18 protein-coding genes are annotated in these 15,996 nt (G+C 66.3%); 7 read left to right on the top strand and 11 right to left on the bottom strand.

The window, feature by feature from the left end:
- Position 1: 1 nt before the first annotated feature.
- The 10 genes from pcaD to AC1VV3_RS14605 all read right to left on the bottom strand — a co-directional run bounded on the left by pcaD (position 2) and on the right by AC1VV3_RS14605 (position 7,726).
- Positions 2–772, bottom strand: a complete 771-nt coding sequence (pcaD, locus tag AC1VV3_RS14650; RefSeq protein WP_482962644.1) for a 3-oxoadipate enol-lactonase — start codon at positions 770–772, stop codon at positions 2–4.
- A 3-nt stretch (positions 773–775) separates the two neighbouring features.
- Complete coding sequence (locus AC1VV3_RS14645) at positions 776–1,093, bottom strand: 2Fe-2S iron-sulfur cluster-binding protein (RefSeq protein WP_482962643.1); 318 nt, start codon at positions 1,091–1,093, stop codon at positions 776–778.
- Between the two features lie 14 nt (positions 1,094–1,107).
- On the bottom strand, positions 1,108–1,755 hold the full coding sequence (locus AC1VV3_RS14640) for a 3-oxoacid CoA-transferase subunit B (RefSeq protein WP_482962642.1): 648 nt from the start codon (positions 1,753–1,755) through the stop codon (positions 1,108–1,110).
- Positions 1,755–2,462, bottom strand: a complete 708-nt coding sequence (locus AC1VV3_RS14635; RefSeq protein WP_482962641.1) for a CoA transferase subunit A — start codon at positions 2,460–2,462, stop codon at positions 1,755–1,757. Before AC1VV3_RS14635 ends, AC1VV3_RS14640 begins: the two co-directional genes overlap by 1 nt.
- Positions 2,463–2,473: 11 nt before the next feature.
- Positions 2,474–3,259, bottom strand: coding sequence for a benzoate diol dehydrogenase BenD (gene benD, locus AC1VV3_RS14630; RefSeq protein ID WP_482962640.1), 786 nt, complete (start codon positions 3,257–3,259; stop codon positions 2,474–2,476).
- Between the two features lie 162 nt (positions 3,260–3,421).
- Entirely contained in the window at positions 3,422–3,934 is a 513-nt protein-coding gene (benB, locus tag AC1VV3_RS14625; protein ID WP_482962639.1) for a benzoate 1,2-dioxygenase small subunit, read from the bottom strand.
- Complete coding sequence (locus AC1VV3_RS14620; protein ID WP_482962638.1) at positions 3,931–5,289, bottom strand: SRPBCC family protein; 1,359 nt, start codon at positions 5,287–5,289, stop codon at positions 3,931–3,933. The genes benB and AC1VV3_RS14620 overlap by 4 nt, the downstream gene beginning before the upstream one ends.
- A gap of 24 nt (positions 5,290–5,313) precedes the next feature.
- Positions 5,314–6,234, bottom strand: a complete 921-nt coding sequence (locus AC1VV3_RS14615) for a dioxygenase family protein (protein WP_482962637.1) — start codon at positions 6,232–6,234, stop codon at positions 5,314–5,316.
- 40 nt (positions 6,235–6,274) lie between these two features.
- Complete coding sequence (gene catC / locus AC1VV3_RS14610; RefSeq protein WP_482962636.1) at positions 6,275–6,565, bottom strand: muconolactone Delta-isomerase; 291 nt, start codon at positions 6,563–6,565, stop codon at positions 6,275–6,277.
- Between the two features lie 3 nt (positions 6,566–6,568).
- Positions 6,569–7,726 (bottom strand): muconate/chloromuconate family cycloisomerase, encoded by a 1,158-nt coding sequence (locus AC1VV3_RS14605; RefSeq protein WP_482962635.1) that lies wholly within the window; start codon positions 7,724–7,726, stop codon positions 6,569–6,571.
- Positions 7,727–7,838: 112 nt separating this feature from the next.
- Here AC1VV3_RS14605 and AC1VV3_RS14600 point away from each other — a divergent pair, with 112 nt between their 5' ends.
- The 4 genes from AC1VV3_RS14600 to AC1VV3_RS14585 all read left to right on the top strand — a co-directional run bounded on the left by AC1VV3_RS14600 (position 7,839) and on the right by AC1VV3_RS14585 (position 12,935).
- Positions 7,839–8,762 carry a LysR family transcriptional regulator gene (locus AC1VV3_RS14600; protein WP_132268978.1) on the top strand — a complete coding sequence of 308 codons (924 nt, stop codon included), beginning with the start codon at positions 7,839–7,841 and terminating at the stop codon, positions 8,760–8,762.
- 204 nt (positions 8,763–8,966) lie between these two features.
- The gene (locus AC1VV3_RS14595) at positions 8,967–10,214 is read left to right on the top strand and encodes an MFS transporter (protein WP_314468697.1); all 1,248 of its coding nucleotides are present in this window, start codon (positions 8,967–8,969) and stop codon (positions 10,212–10,214) included.
- 10 nt (positions 10,215–10,224) lie between these two features.
- Positions 10,225–11,415 (top strand): benzoate/H(+) symporter BenE family transporter, encoded by a 1,191-nt coding sequence (locus AC1VV3_RS14590; RefSeq protein ID WP_482962634.1) that lies wholly within the window; start codon positions 10,225–10,227, stop codon positions 11,413–11,415.
- 59 nt (positions 11,416–11,474) lie between these two features.
- Positions 11,475–12,935: an alginate export family protein gene (locus tag AC1VV3_RS14585; protein WP_482962633.1), complete on the top strand. Its 1,461-nt coding sequence runs from the start codon at positions 11,475–11,477 to the stop codon at positions 12,933–12,935.
- An 8-nt stretch (positions 12,936–12,943) separates the two neighbouring features.
- On the opposite strand, the gene AC1VV3_RS14580 is transcribed toward AC1VV3_RS14585, so the two are convergent.
- Positions 12,944–13,405, bottom strand: coding sequence for a MarR family winged helix-turn-helix transcriptional regulator (locus tag AC1VV3_RS14580; protein WP_132268924.1), 462 nt, complete (start codon positions 13,403–13,405; stop codon positions 12,944–12,946).
- Between the two features lie 302 nt (positions 13,406–13,707).
- Between AC1VV3_RS14580 and ectA the strand changes: the two genes are divergently transcribed.
- From ectA to AC1VV3_RS14565, 3 genes are read left to right on the top strand one after another with little or no spacing between them, the layout of a single operon-like run.
- Positions 13,708–14,190 (top strand): diaminobutyrate acetyltransferase, encoded by a 483-nt coding sequence (gene ectA / locus AC1VV3_RS14575; RefSeq protein WP_482963143.1) that lies wholly within the window; start codon positions 13,708–13,710, stop codon positions 14,188–14,190.
- Positions 14,191–14,206: 16 nt separating this feature from the next.
- On the top strand, positions 14,207–15,517 hold the full coding sequence (gene ectB, locus AC1VV3_RS14570) for a diaminobutyrate--2-oxoglutarate transaminase (RefSeq protein WP_482962632.1): 1,311 nt from the start codon (positions 14,207–14,209) through the stop codon (positions 15,515–15,517).
- A gap of 54 nt (positions 15,518–15,571) precedes the next feature.
- Positions 15,572–15,988 (top strand): ectoine synthase, encoded by a 417-nt coding sequence (locus tag AC1VV3_RS14565; protein ID WP_132268927.1) that lies wholly within the window; start codon positions 15,572–15,574, stop codon positions 15,986–15,988.
- The last annotated feature ends 8 nt before the right edge of the window (positions 15,989–15,996 follow it).

Here is a 15,996-nt window from a genome sequence, read left to right as displayed (position 1 = left end):
TTCAGCTTTCCAGGAACGAGGCGAGTGCCCCTGCCAGCGCCTCGGGCGCTTCCAGGGGGGCAAGATGAGCAGCTTCGAGCGAGACATGCGCCGCGCCGGGAATGCTCTGGACGAGGTGCTCGCCGTGCCCGGCGAACGGCGTGGAGCTGTCGCGCGTGCCGGTGACGACCAGGGTGGGTGCGGCAATGGCGGCGATGCGCGGGGCCAGGTCCATGTCGCGGATCGCCGCGCCGCAACCGGCGTAGCCTTGCGGGTCCATGCCGAGGAGCTGGCGGCGCACGCTTTCGAACAGTGCGGGCGCGGCGGCGTCCGAGAGGAAGCGGCCCATGGCGAGGTCGGCGATGGCGGCCATGCCTTCGGTGCGCACGGTGCCGATGCGGTCGTTCCACGAGGCGCTGTCCATGGTGGCGGAAGTGCAGACGAGCGCCAGCTTTTCCAGCCGCTGCGGCGCGCGCAGGGCCAGTTCCATGCCGATCATGCCGCCCAGCGACACGCCTGCCAGCGAAAAGCGCGCGATCCCGGCGGCGTCGGCCACCGCCAGCACGTCTTCGGCCAATCTCGCCATCGAGAAGTCACCCGGCTCCGCCACCGAAGCGCCGTGACCTCGGGTGTCGATGCGCAGCAGCGCGAAACGGTCCTGCAAGTGCGGCAGGACCGCGTCCCACAAGTCCATGTCCGTGCCGATGGAATTGAGCAGCACCAGTGCCGGCGCGTGGTCGCGGCCGTCGCGCTTCCAGTAGAGGCTGGCTCCGGGAACGTGAGTAAAGGCCATGGGTCAATCCTCCGGGGCGATGGCGACACGCAGCCCGTCGAGCGCGGCGGTCATGGCGATCTGGCACGACAGGCGCGACCGGGTGCCGCGATGGTCGGAGGAATCGAGCAGGTCGTTCTCGTCCTCGGACATGGCTCCGGTCGCGGCGGTCCAGTCCTCGTCGACGAAGACGTGGCAGGTGGCGCAGGAGCAGCAGCCCCCGCAGAGCGCCAGCAGTTCATCGAAGCCGCTGTCGCGGATCGCTTCCATCACGGAGCGGCCCTCTTCGGCATGGATGGCGGTTTCGTCTCCCGAACGGTCGACGACGATCAGTCTAGGCACGGAACAATCCTGTCTTACGCCGCTTCTGGCAGGGCCAGCGGCGCACCGGTCTTCTCGGCGACTTCCGCTTCGGTGACGCCGGGAGCGAGTTCGACCAGCGTCAGTCCGCCGCGAATGCGGTCCACGGCGATCACGGCAAGGTCGGTGACGATCAGGTCCACGCAGGCCTTGCCTGTCAGCGGCAGGCTGCATTGCGGCAGGATCTTCGGCGCGCCATTCTTCGAGACATGGTCCATGACCACGACCACGCGCTTCACCCCGGCGACGAGGTCCATCGCCCCGCCCATGCCCTTCACCATCTTGCCCGGGATCGTCCAGTTGGCGAGATCGCCCTCGGCCGAGACTTCCATCGCGCCCAGCACGGCCATGTCGATATGGCCGCCGCGGATCATCGCGAAACTGTCCGCGCTGGAGAAGAAGCTGGAGGTGGGCAGCGCGGTGATCGTCTGCTTGCCGGCATTGATGAGGTCGGGATCGACATCCTCGTCATAGGGGAACGGGCCGATGCCGAGCATGCCGTTCTCGCTCTGGAGCGTGACCTTTATGCCCTCCGGCACATGGTTTGCCACCAGCGTCGGGATGCCGATGCCGAGGTTCACATAGTACCCGTCGCGCAGTTCCTTGGCGGCGCGGGCGGCCATTTCGTCGCGGGTCCAGCTCATTACGCAGCCTCCCTTTCCCGAATAGTGCGCTTCTCGATGCGCTTCTCGTTGATGGTCGAAAGCACCACGCGGTCGACGTAGATGCCGGGGGTGTGGATGCAGTCGGGGTCGAAGGTCCCTGCGGGGACGATTTCCTCGACCTCGGCCACGGTGACCTTGCCCGCCGTCGCCATGTTCGGGTTGAAGTTGCGCGCGGTCTTGCGGAACTGGAGGTTGCCCTCCTCATCCGCGCGCCAGGCCTTGATGATCGACAGGTCCGCGCGCAGCCAGGTTTCGCGCACGTATTCCTCGCCCTCGAACACCTCGACCGGCTTGCCTTCGGCGACCACGGTGCCCACGCCTGTCTTGGTGTAGAACGCCGGAATGCCTGCGCCGCCCGCGCGAATGCGCTCGGCCAGAGTGCCCTGCGGGTTGAGTTCCAGCTCCAGCTCGCCCGAGAGGTACTGGCTTTCGAACAGCTTGTTCTCGCCCACGTAGGACGAGATCATCTTCCGGATCTGACGGCTTTCCAGCAGCATCCACAAGCCGAACCCGTCCGCGCCCGCGTTGTTGGAAATGACCGTCAGGTCCGAGACACCCGCCGCGCGCACTTCGGGGATCAGGCTCTCCGGATTGCCCGAGAGGCCGAACCCGCCGGACATGATGGTCATGCCGTCGAACAGCAGGCCTTCCAGTGCGCCCCGGGGGCTGTCGAATACTTTGGACATCTGGTGTCTCCTTAACCGAGATCGCCGCCCGCGACGGGCAACACGGTACCGGTCACGTAGCTGGCCTCGTCCGAGGCGAGGAACAGGATCGGGGCGATCTGTTCCTCAAGGGTTCCGTAGCGCTTGAGGAAGGCGGAATCGGTGACTTGCGCGACCGCCTCGGCCATCCACGCCTGCTCCTGCGCGTTGTCGCCTTCGGCATTCCGGGCGACACGGCGCGGGGGAGCGCTGGTGCCGCCCGGTGCCGTCGCGACGACACGAATGCCGCTTTCCGCATATTCCATGGCCAGGCTCTGAGTGAGACCGTTGATCCCGCCCTTCGCCGCCGAATAGGGTACCCGACGAATGCCGCGCGTGGCGTTGGATGAAAGGTTGACGATGGTGCCCGCGCCCTGCTCCAGCATCGCCGGCAGCACCGCGTGGCAGCAGTAAAGCGTCGGCATCAGCGAGCGGCGGATTTCCGCGTCGATCTGCGCGGGCTCGAACTCGGCATAGGGCCGCATCCTGATCGCGCCGCCGACATTGTTGATGAGGATGTCGATCCGGCCGAACGCCTGGACTGCCTTGTCCATCGCCGCCGCCGCGCCTTCGTAGGTCTCAAGGTCGCAGCAGACGGAGATTGCTTTTCCGCCCTCGGCGACGATGGCCTGTTCGACTTCGGTCACGAATTCGGCGCGGTCGACCAGAACCACGCTCGCGCCCTCGGCAGCGGCGCGGGCCGCGACACCGGCCCCGATGCCCTGCGCCGCGCCGGTCACGACCATGACTTTACCTGCGAAACGTCCTGCGAAGATCATGAGCGTGCCTCCCCACTCTTCGTCATTGCGAGCGTAGCGAAGCAATCCAGGGGCGGTTTTGCGCCGCTCTGGATTGCCGCGTCGGCTTCGCCTCCTCGCAATGACGAGGGTTGGGAGGAGGACGATCGCGAAGAGAGTGAGTGAACCGACATTGCCACCTCCTCAGACGTGGTAGATGTCGATGACCTGATGAATGTAGTCGTCCTTCAGGACGATCTTCTTCTTCAGGATCTTCGGCGTCTCATCCGCGGTATCCAGCGTCAGGAACGTGGTCCCGAAGAACTGCTGCGTCTGCTGGTAGCGGTGGCTGAGCGTGTGCCAGTTGTAGCGCAGGTCCACCTGCCCTTCCCGGCTCTCCAGCACTTCGACATTGCCGATGAAGTGCGCCGAGCGCGGCTCGGGCGTGGAGGCGGAGGAGCGCTCGGTGTTCAGGCGGTAGACGCGGTCTTCCAGGCCCTGCCGATTGGCGTAGTAGATCAGCGAGATTTCGGTCTGCGGATCGGTGCAGAGCGCATCGTCGTCGGTCCAGGCCGGCATCCAGTATTCGACTTGCCGCGAATAGCATTCCAGCCACTCGTCGAACCGGCGGTCGTCCAGCAGGCGCGCCTCGCGGTAGAGGAAGGCGCAGATGTCGCGGTAGGACAGGGTTTCACGGGTCATGTCGAGCGTGCTCATTCCGCCGCCTCCATCATCGGCGGCTGATTGGCCGCGTCCTTGGCCAGACCGTCGAGCATGATCTGCGCCCAGAATTCGTGCTGGCGCACGAACAAGCCCTCGTCCTCGCTGCGCTCGCTGGAGAGCAGCGGGTTCATGCCCATCGCCTTGGCATTGGCGTCCGCGCCGTGAATCCAGCGGGTGGCGCCGCGGCTGAGGTCGTTCCACAGCTCGCCCGCACCTTCGTAGGCCTTCTGGCAGGAGCGGAATTCCTCCAGATCGTCAGGCGTGCCCATGCCGGTGACGTTGAAGAAATCCTCGTACTGGCGGATGCGGTGGGCGCGGTCCTCGGCGCTCTCGCCCTTGGGGGCGTAGCAGTAGATCGTCACTTCGGTGGTGTGGACGTCGATCGGGCGGACGACGCGGATCTGGGTCGAGAACTGGTCCATCAGGAACACGTTCGGATAGAGCGCCAGATTGCGCGTCTGCTCGATGATGAACTTGGCCCGCTCCTCACCCAGCCGGGCGTCGAGTTCGGGCTTGTGGTTCCAGATCGGCCGGACCTCCGGATTGATCACCTGCGTCCAGAGCAGGATGTGGCCATGCTCGAAGCCATAGACGCCGCTGGCGGGCGCCTTGGACCAGCCGTTGGCGTCCACCGCCTTGGTGCCGCCCTCGGCGCGGCGGCCCATGGTGGACTGGTAGTTTTCGTGAACGGAGCTGACGTGATAGCCGTCGCAGCCGTTCTCCATCTGCATCTTCCAGTTGCCGTCGAAGGTGTAGGTGGAATTGCCGGTCAGCACTTCCAGCCCCTCGGGCGCCTGATCGACCATCTGGTCGATGATGACTTTCGCTTCGCCCAGATGGTCTTCCAGCGGCAGCACGTCATGGTTCAGCGATCCGAACACGAAGCCGCGATAGCTTTCGACGCGCACCTTGGTGAGGTCGTGCGACCCTTCGTGGTCGAAGCTCTCCGGATAGGCGCCGGTGCTGGCATCCTTGGCGCGCAGCAGCTTGCCGTCGGTCTTGAAGCTCCAGCCGTGGAACGGGCAGACGAACAGCGGTTGGTTGCCCCGCTTGCGGCGGCAGAGCTTGGCGCCGCGATGCGCGCAAGCATTGACCACGCCATTGATCGCGCCGTCCTTGGCCCGGGTCAGGATCACGGGCGTGCGCCCGATGAAGGTCGTGAAGTAATCGTTCTTGTTCGGAAGCTGGCTTTCGTGGGCGAGGTACACCCAGTTGCTTTCGAAGATGTACTTCATTTCCAGCTCGAACAGCGCCGGATCGGTGAAGACGTCCCGGCGGCAGCGGAACTCTCCGGTTTCGACGTCATCGACCACGGCGGTCGAGATCCGGTGCATGAGGTGTTCGTACATGATCCTGTCTCCCGTTATGGTGCGTTAGGCCGTTTCTGTTTCGGGCTGCGGTTCGGCTTCGGCGCGGGCGCGGGACGAGAAGTGCTCGTCGTCCGCGTCGGCAGCGCGCTGCATCTGGAAGTCGAACTGGATGTAGGCGCTGTCGCCCTGGCGGCTGGGCACCGGCAGCAGGCCCGCGCGGGTGCCGAAAGCGAAATCGTCGGCCGCGAAGGGATCGTCGCCGAAGTTGATCTGCGTCGTCAGCGTGCGGTAGCCGGGTGCTTCGATGAAGAAGTGGACGTGGGCGGGGCGATTGCCGTGGCGGCCCAGCGCCTGCATCAGTTGGTCGGTCGAACCGCCCGGCGGCACCGAATAGCCGCTCGGCTGCTTGGAATGGAACGCATAGCGCCCGTCCTTGCCCAGCTTGATGCGGCGGCGGTTGTTGAACGGGGTCTGTTCGCCGGTGGGGTCGAAGTGCGAATACCAGCCCCTCGAATTGGCATGCCAGACGTGGACGATCGCGTTTTCCACCGCCTCGCCGTCCGGCCCGGTGACATCGCCGGTCATGTGCAGGACGGTGGTGCCCTCGTCCTCGTCGACGGAGAGGTTCACATTGCCTTCCACCAGCGGCGCGCCGGCGACGTAGAGCGGGCCCTCGATGGTGCGCGGGGTGCCGCCAGTCAGGCCAGCCTCGGCATCCTTGGCGTCCATGTAGAGGTCCAGGAAGTGCTCAAGGCCGGTGCCCGGCACGATCAGGCCGATCTCGCCCGCGCTGTCCGACAGGTACTTCATGGCGAGCCAGAACTCGCTTTCGGAAATGTCGTGGCGGACGATCAGCTCCATCACCGATTCGGTAAGGTCGCGCATGATCGCCTTGAGGCGGGGGCTGCCGCCGCTCTCGTTCACGCCGGCGGCGCGATCGAGCAGCTGCTGGATTTCCGGGGTCTTTACGAAGCTGACGTCCATTTTGTTCTCTCCCAAGGACTGGTTTAGCTGGCGTCGGCGATCAGCGATCGTCGCCATGGATGGAGGATGGGTGCCGGCAGAGCGGCGTGATTTTCATGGTCATGAAGGGGTGGAGCGGCAGGCCCATCAGCGTGTCGTGCAGCGCTGCATTGCTCTCGACATCGAAGATCGAGACGTTCGAATAGAGCCCGACCTTGCGCCAGATGTGCCGCCAGGTGCCCGCCGTCTGGAGCTTCTGGAAATAGGCCTTCTCGGCCGCCTTGATCTTCGCGGCCTCATCGGCATCGAAGTCCAGCGGAATGTTGACGTCCATTTCGACCATGAACAGCATGGCTCAGGCTCCTGCGTTTACGGCGTGAAGGCGCGGACCCGAACGGTCACGCCGGAAGAATTCGACCTTGGCGGGATCGAGCGCGATGCCGAGGCCGGGGCCGGTCGGCACCTTCAGCGAGAAGTCGCCGTAGCCGAGCGGTTGGGTGAGGATTTCCTCGGTCTGCAGCAGCGGGCCGAACAGTTCGGTGCCCCAGGCAAGCTCGGGAACGGTGGCGAAGACATGGGCCGAGGCCGCCGTGCCCACGCCGCCTTCCAGCATCGTGCCGCCATAGAGGCCGATCCCGGCCGCCGTGCCGATGGCCGCCACTTCGGCGGTGGCGAAAAGCCCGCCCGACTGCGCGATCTTCAGCGCGAACACACCCGCCGCACCGGCAGAGGCAATGCGCAGCGCGGTGCGCGGGCCGTGCAGCGCCTCGTCGGCCATCAACGGCACGCCGCGCGTGGTGGCAAGACGGGTCATCGCCGCGATATCGTCCCCGGCGATGGGCTGTTCGACCAGGTCGCAGCCCACGTCCTGCAGCATCGCCATTCCCAGCTTGGCCTGCGCCTCGCTCCAGTTCTGGTTCACGTCCACGCGCACGCTGGCGCGGTCTCCCAGCGCCTTGCAGATCGCGCCGACATGGGCGACGTCGTCCCGCACATCGCGCTTGCCGATCTTCAGCTTGAAGATGCGGTGGCGGCGGAGGGAGAGCATTTCCTCGCCCTCGGCAATGTCGCGCGCGGTGTCGCCGCTGGCGAGAGTCCAGGCGACGGGCATGTCGTCGCGCACGCGGCCGCCGCCGATCAGTTCGGAAACGGGCACGCCCAGCCGCTTGCCCGCCATGTCCAGCAGCGCGGTTTCCACCGCGCACTTGGCAAAGTGATTGCCGCGCACGCACTTGGCGACTTTGGCCATCGTCGCGCCGACATGGCTGATATCGCAGGTCTTGAGGACCGGGACGATATAGGTGTCGATGGCGGACTTGATGCTTTCCGGGCTTTCCTCGCCGTAGCTGAGGCCGCCGATAGTGGTGCCTTCGCCCATGCCCTCTACGCCGTCACCGTCGGTGAGGCGTACGATCACCATCGCCTGCGAATGCATCGTGGCCATGGCCAGAACATGCGGGCGGATCGTCGGTACATCGACGATTAAGGTATCAGCTTGGCTCAACAGGGCCATTGCAGCGACTCTCCCGAATGTTTAGCTTTCGATAGGAAAGTTAGGCCTCGGTCGCAGCGGCTGCAAAGATCAATGCGGTTACAGGCCTATACCTGAGAGGTATATTATCGTGATGGACGTGCGCCTTCTGCGCTACTTCGTGGCCGTGGCGGACGAGGGGAACTTCAACCGCGCCGCCGAACGGCTGCACATCGCCCAGCCGCCGCTTTCGCGCGCGATCCAGCAGTTGGAGGCGCATGTCGGCGCGCCGCTGCTCGATCGCGGCACGCGCCCGCTGCGGCTCACCGCCGTTGGCCGCCTGCTCCACGAACAGGCCCTGCAGGTGCTGGCGCGCATGGAGGACGTGGAGGCCATGGTGCGGGCCGCCGCCACCAGCGAGCGGCGGCGGCTGGTGATCGGCTTCGTCGCCTCCACCATTTATGCCCGCCTGCCCGAACTGATCCGCGAATTCCGCAAGGCGGCGGAGAACGTGGAACTGGTCATGGTGGAAGCCACCACGCTGGACCAGATCGCCGCCCTGAAGGACGGGCGCATCGATGTCGGCTTCGGGCGCATCCGTTTCGAAGACCCTTCGGTCCGCCGCATCATCCTGCGCAACGAGAAGCTCGTGGCCGCCTTCCCGGTCGACCACCCGCTGGCCAACGGGAGTGGGCCGATCTCGCTGCGCGACCTGGCTGATGAGCCGCAGATCATCTATCCGCGCGCGCCCCGCCCCAGCTATGCCGACCAGGTGATCTCGCTGTTCCGCGACCATTCGATAGAGCCGCGCATCGTGCACGAGGCGCGCGAACTGCAGATCGCCATCGGCCTCGTCGCGGCGGAGGAAGGCATGGCCATCGTCCCGGAATCGGTGCGCCGCGCGCGCAGCCACGATGTCGCTTTCCGCGAACTGGTGGAACCGGCCACCTCCCCCATCATCATGAGCCACCGCCCGGGAGACCGCTCTCCCGAACTGGCGCTCATGGCCGCGGTGATCGCGCGGCAATATGCGCAGTGGGGCTATGACGTGCCCGCCGCGCTGAGCGAGGAATTGTGACCGGCGCGTTTCCGGCGATACCCGCTGCGTATTCGCATCGGACTTAAACGGTATTTGTTGAACCCCTGCAGGTCATTCACTTTCCCGGAAAATCACACAACGTGAAATGGGAGAGGAATCGATATGCAAGGTATCGATGTAAGTCGTCTTGTGGACGAAGCCAGATTCGGAAATCTGCACCTCAAGATAATTATAGCCTGCGCATTGCTGCTTATAGTCGATGGCTACGACGTATTCATTTACGGAGTCGTGCTCCCCAAGCTGATGGAGCAGTGGCAACTTACCGCACCGCAAGCCGGTTCTTTGGCAAGCTGGGCGCTGTTCGGCATGATGTCCGGCGCGCTTCTGTTCGGACCGATGGGTGACCGGATCGGCCGCAAGAAGTGCATCACCCTCTGCTTCACCTTGTTCAGCGCCGCGACCTTCCTGAACGGCTTCGTGACGACGCCGACGATGTTCGGCGTGCTGCGCTTCGCCGCGGGCCTGGGCTGCGGCGGGCTGATGCCCAATGCCGTTGCGCTCACTAACGAATATGCCCCCAGGCGGATGCGCAGCACGCTCGTGGCGCTGATGTTCAGCGGCTATGCCGTGGGCGGCATGGTTGCGGCGGGCCTGGGCATCTGGCTGCTGCCACGGTTCGGCTGGCAGGCGATGTTCCTGGCCGCCGCCGTGCCGCTGGCGCTGCTTCCGCTGATCCTGCGCGGCCTGCCGGAATCGGTCGGCTTCCTGGTGCGCAAGGGCGAGCAGGACAAGGCCCGCGCGATCCTTCGCCAGCTCTCCCCCGAGGCCGCCTCCGGCGCGCCGCTGCTCCTGCGCGAGGCCGACACGGGACGCGCCTCGGTGGGCGAACTGTTCCGGCATGACCGCACGCTGGGCACGCTGTCCATGTGGCTGTGCTTCTTCTGCTGCCTGCTGATGGTCTATGCGCTGGGTTCGTGGCTTCCGCAGTTGATGCGCAGCGCCGGATATAGCCTGGGTTCCAGCCTCTCGTTCCTGTTGGCCCTCAATTTCGGCGGCATGTTCGGCGCGATCATGGGCGGGCGCCTGGCCGACCGTTTCGGGCTGCCCCGCGTGGTCATGGCCTATTTCGCCCTGGGCGCGCTCTGCATCGCCCTGCTCGGCCTGAACAGCGCCATGCCGGTGCTCTATCTGCTGATCTTCATCGCCGGCGCCGGCACCACCGGCACGCAGATCCTGCTCTATGCCAGCGTTGCGGAGTTCTACAGCCTTTCCGTGCGCTCCACCGGACTGGGCTGGGCCTCGGGAATGGGCCGGGTCGGCGCGATCGTGGGGCCGATGCTGGGCGGACTGCTGCTCGCGGCGGAACTGCCGATGGCGCTCAACTTCCTTGCCTTCTCCATTCCGGGCCTCGTCTCCGTGCTGGCGACCGCGCTCTACATGGTGAGCCGCCGCCAGCAGCGCAGCCGGGAAGCCTACGCCCTCGCGGCGTGAACGGACGATCATGACCACCACCATCGAGACGCTCCCGGCACAAGGCCAGACATCGATGATCCCGGCTATCGTCGCCGGGATCATCGCCACCACCATATCCTATGCCGGACCGCTGGTGATCGTGTTCCAGGCCGCGCAAGGGCTGGAACCGGCGGTCGTCGCCTCGTGGATCTGGGCGATCTCGATCGGCAGCGGGGTGCTCGGCATCGTGCTGAGCTGGCGCTGGCGCGTGCCGATCGTGGTGGCGTGGTCGGCGCCGGGTTCGGCGCTGCTAGTGACGATGCTGCCCCAGACCGATTTCGCCACGGCCGTGGGCGCCTATATCGTCGCCAACCTCGCGGTGCTGGCGGTAGGCGCTTCGGGCGCGTTCGACCGGCTGATGAAGCGCCTGCCCGCCGCGATCACCGCCGCCATGCTGGCCGGCATCCTGTTCCGCTTCGTGATCGACATGATCGGCGCCGTCCCCTCCGCGCCGGTCACGGTGATCGCGATGATCGCCGCCTTCTTCGCCGGACGCGTGCTCGCCCCGCGCTATGCCGTGGTCGCCGTGCTGGTGACGGGCGTGGTGCTGACCATGCTGGACGGCGGCCTTTCGGGCATTATCGGCACCCCCCGCCCGACCGTGCCGGTCTGGACCACGCCCCGGTTCGACTGGGCCGCCACCGCCAGCATCGCCCTGCCGCTGGCGGTCGTGGCGCTGACCGGGCAGTTCCTTCCCGGCATCGCCGTCCTGCGCGCCGCGGGCTACGAGACCCCGCCGGCGCGCCCGATCGTCTCGGCCAGCGCCATAGGCTCGATCCTGCTCGCCCCGTTCGGCTGCCACGGCCTGAACCTGGCGGCCTTCACCGCCGCGATCTGCCTCGGCCCGGACGCGCACCCCGATCCGGCGAAGCGCTATCTCGCGGGGATCGCGGGCGGCGTGACCTATTTGATCTTCGGCGCTTTCGCGGCGACCGTGCTGGCCCTGTTCGCCACTTTGCCCAAGACCCTGATCGCCGCGCTGGCCGGACTGGCGCTGTTTCCGGTCGTCTCCGGCTCGCTCAGCACCGCCTTGCGCGCGGAGCAGGGCCGCGACGGGGCGCTCGTCACGTTCGCGGTCAGTGCCTCGGGCATGACGCTGGCGGGCCTCGGCTCCGCCTTCTGGGGCCTGGTCTTCGGGCTGGCCGTGCACATGCTCCAGACTTTCGCCGCAAGACGATGACATAGCGGCTGCGACTGGGTCGCCCCCTTCAGAACAAACGAAAAAACGGGAGAGTATCAATGTTCCAGATCATGGCGCATGCCCTGACCGCAGCCACCGCGCAGGTGCCCGCACAAGTACCCGAGCCGGTGTCGGCGCAAGCACCCGCCGAGGCGCCCGCCGCAACACAGACCGCCGCGCCCGAAATCGCGCCGCCGCAAAGTCCGAACCGCCCCAAGGCGCCCAAGCCGGCCTTCAAGCCGATCAACCATGACGAGGACTATTCCAGCTTCCGCGCCGTGCGCGACGCCAATCTCTGGACCCGGATCAAGTACATTCCGCTGGCGGGCAATACGTATGCCTCGCTTGGCGGAGAGCTGCGCCTGCGGCCCGAACTGCGCATCGGCGAACGCTGGGGACGCGGTCCGCAGGACGACGACGGCAATTTCCAGCAGCGCACCCGCGTCTGGGGAGACCTCCAGGTCGAGGGCCTGTTCCGCGCCTTCGTGGACCTGGAGCACGCCACCAGCACCGGGCTCGATTCCGTGGTGGCGCCGATCGAGGAAGGCCGCCTGGACTTCAACCAGGCCTTCGTCGAGGCGCATGTCCCGGTCGGCAGCGCCCGGATCACCGCGCGCTTCGGGCGGCAGGAAATCGGCATCGGCAACCAGACCATGTTCGACATGCGCGAAGGCGCCAACACCCGTCGCTCGCTGGACCTCCTGCGCGTGATGGGCACGATGGGCCCGTGGGACGGCGGCTTCCTCACCGGCCACGCGGTGCTGGAAAAGTTGGGCACCTTCGACGACGAGACCAACCACGACTACGACCTGACCGGGCTCCACGCCGGGCGCACTTTCGGTGCCGGAAGCCATACGGGCCGGGCCGAAATGCTGTTCGTTTCCTCCGACCGCGCCAGCGTGTCCTTCGCCACCGCACCCGCCGCGCGCGACCGGCGGCGCACGCTTTCGCTGCGCTATGCCGGGAAGGCCGATGCCTGGAGCGTCGATGTGGAGGGCATCCGGCAATGGGGCTCGTTCGGGAACCTCGACATCGATGCCTATTACGTCACCGGCACCATCGCTCACGGCTGGCAGGGCGGCTGGAAGCCCAAGCTGGCCCTGCGCGTGGACGTAGGCTCGGGCGACCGCAACCCCGCCGACGGCAAGGCCGGCACTTACGGCCCGCTTTTCCCCAAGCCGCTCACTTACAATGGCGACCTGGGGCCGCATAACCTGACGATCTTCCAGCCGATGCTGACGCTCCAGCCGAACGCGAAGCTGACGCTCGACTTCTCGGCGGCAGGGCTGTGGCGCACCTCGATCCACGACGGCGTCTATTCGCTGGGCGGGCAAGTGCTGCGCCGCGCCGACGAGACCGATTCCCGCTTCTTCGGAAAGCGTGCCACGGCGGCCGGGCGCTATGCGCTCAACCCCTTCACAACGCTCGGCTTCTACACGATCTACGGCGATGTTTCGGAGAAGTTCAAGCCGGGGCGCGACTTGTTCTATGCCGCCGCCTACCTGACGTTCCGGATCTAGCGGAACCTCTAGCGCGCCGGGGGCGGCGTCTCTTCGCCCCGGCCGGGGGTGAGCAGGGCATCGAGCCGCTCCAGCGCGGCCAGCAGCATGGCCTGCTCCCACCGCTCCAGCGCGCCGAAGCCCTGGCTGAAGCGCAGTTGCAGCGGGAACGGGGAGGCGCGCAGCTTCTCGCGACCCTCGTCCGTCGCCTGCAGCAACATCTGCCGCTTGTCCGTCAGGCTGCGGGTGCGCGTGACCAGGCCGCCGGCGACCAGCCGGTCGACGATATTGGTGATCGTCGCCTGGCCGAACCGCAGCGCCGTGGCGACCGCACCGGGCGTGATCGATTCGTGCCCGCAGATCTGGCGCAGGACCAGGCCCTGCGACGGGGTGAGACCGGTCGCGGCGGCCATTTTCCGGTTATCCAGATCGGCGGCGTCGATAATTTTTCGCAGCGCCGTCAGCGCCGCTGGCGTGAGGTCCGATTCCATGCCCGACAGCTAGCTTTGACGGGGCTTTGCGCCAAGTGTGAATATGCTTCGGATATGGAAGATTTGTGACATGAAACGGCAGGGTCTCTGGAACCATTCCTCCGGTGGACTGTTGCAATGCCGCGCCGAATCAGTATGTTTCGCCGCAAACGCAGTCACTATGAGGCAATAGCCAAGCACAACGATGTGCTTCGGAGGGTGAAGTAATCTTAGATTTGAATGCGAACGAGGCAAGCCTCCGGGATCTTTCCGGGGGCCCCGAGAACGCGCCGCAGGAAGACGTGGCCAAAGCGCCGCTGCGCCTGCGTTGCCCCACTGCCGAAGACGGCCCCGCCGTCACGGCCCTGATCGCGGCTTCCCCGCCGCTCGATCCCAACTCGGCCTATTGCAACCTGCTCCAGTGCAGCGATTTTGCCGATACTTGCGTGCTTGCGGAGCGGGACGGGCAGGCCGTCGGCTGGATCTCCGGCTATCGCCCGCCTTCGCATCCCGAGCGTCTTTTCGTGTGGCAGGTGGCCGTGGCCGCCTCGGCCCGCGGCGAGGGACTGGCAGGACGCATGCTCGATGCCCTGCTGACCCGGCCCGCCATACTCGGCGCGACCACGCTGACCACCACCATCACCGAGGACAATGCCGCCAGTTGGGCGCTGTTCACGGCCTTCGCGCGCCGCCACGGCGCGCAGCTTTCGAAATCGCCGCGCTTCGAGCGCGACGCGCACTTTGCCGGTGCGCACGACACGGAATGGCAGGCGAGCATCGCGCCCCTGCCGTCCGCCCAATCCTGAACAGGGGAACCCTGACATGACCAAGATGCCCATGCCGAGCGCCGCCGCGCCCGACACGAAAATCTACGAGCGCCGCGAATCCGCCGTGCGTACTTATTCCCGCTCCATGCCGCGCCAGTTCGGCAAGGCGCAGGGCGTGTGGATGAACGACAATGCGGGCGGCCGCTATCTCGACTTCCTCTCGGGCTGCTCCTCGCTGAACTACGGCCACAACCATCCCGTGCTCAAGGCCGCGCTGGTGGACTACATCGCCGGTGACGGCGTGACTCACGCGCTGGACCTGCACACCGACGCCAAGACCGAGTTCCTCCGCACTTTCGAGGATGTCGTGCTGGAGCCGCGCGGGCTGGACTATCGCATGATGTTCACCGGGCCGACCGGCACCAATGCGGTGGAAGCCGCGATCAAGCTGGCGCGAAAGGTGACCGGCCGCGAGATGGTGGTGGCCTTCACTAACGGCTTCCACGGCATGACGCTGGGCGCGCTGGCCTGCACCGGCAATGCCGGCAAGCGCGGCGGCGCGGGCGTGCCGCTCAACCATGTCAGCCACGAGCCTTTCGACGGCTACTATGGCGAGGGCGTGGATACCGCGGACCTGCTGGAACAGCGCCTGTCCGACCCGTCGAGCGGTCTCGATGCGCCCGCCGCCTTCCTGGTGGAGACGGTGCAGGGCGAAGGCGGCCTCAACGCCGCCAGCCCCGGCTGGCTGCGCAAGATCGCCGCGCTCGCCAGGAAGCACGGGGCGCTGCTGATCGTCGACGACATCCAGGCCGGCTGCGGCCGCACCGGCGGGTTCTTCAGCTTCGAGGGCATGGGCTTCACGCCGGATATCGTCACCCTGGCCAAGTCGCTTTCGGGCATGGGCCTGCCTTTCGCGCTCACCCTGATCCGCCCCGACCTCGATATCTGGGCGCCGGGCGAGCACAACGGCACGTTCCGCGGCAACAACCACGCTTTCGTCACCGCCACGGCGGCCTTGCGCGAATTCTGGGCCGATCCCGCCTTTGCCGACGACGTCGCCCGCCGCGGCGGCATCCTCGAAGGCCGGCTGGAGCGCATGGCCGACCGCCATGGCCTCTCGACCCGCGGCCGCGGCATGATGCGCGGCATCGACGTGGGCAGCGGCGAGATCGCCGCCCGCATCACCGGCGCCTGCTTCGATGCCGGCCTGATCATCGAGACCAGCGGCGCGCATGACGAGATCGTCAAGGTGCTCGCCCCGCTCGTGATCGACGATGCCACGCTGAACGTGGGCCTCGACATCCTGGAAACCTCGCTGGCCGAGGCGATCGCCCCGGTGAAGCGCCCGCTCGGCGTCGCTGCCTGAGCACCCTTCCAGATCGCCTCGAACTAGAGGCACAGATTTTCAGGAATTGACCATATGATCGTTCGCCAACTCAAGGAAATCCGCAAGTCCGACCGCCACGTCGAGTCCAACGGCTGGCACTCCGACCGGCTGCTGCTCAAGGACGACGGCATGGGCTTCTCGTTCCACGTCACGACGATGTTCGCGGGCGAGGAACTGCACATGCACTACCAGAACCACCTGGAAGCCGTGCTGGTGCTGAAGGGCGCCGGGACCATCGAGGACCTGGGCACCGGCCTGACTCATGAGCTGAAGGCCGGCGTGATGTACGCGCTCAACCAGAACGACAAGCACATCGTGCGGCCCACCGAGGACATCCTCTGCGCCTGCGTGTTCAACCCGCCCGTCACCGGACGCGAGGTTCATGACGAAAGCGGCGCCTATCCCGCCGACGCCAGTGAAGATGCCGGCGAGCCGGCCCTCACGGACTGAGGAGGAAG

This window comes from Novosphingobium sp. BL-S-34, from assembly GCF_056857015.1.
The sequence above is the reverse complement of the archived record's forward strand: the minus strand, read 5'-3'. Positions and strand labels throughout refer to the sequence as shown.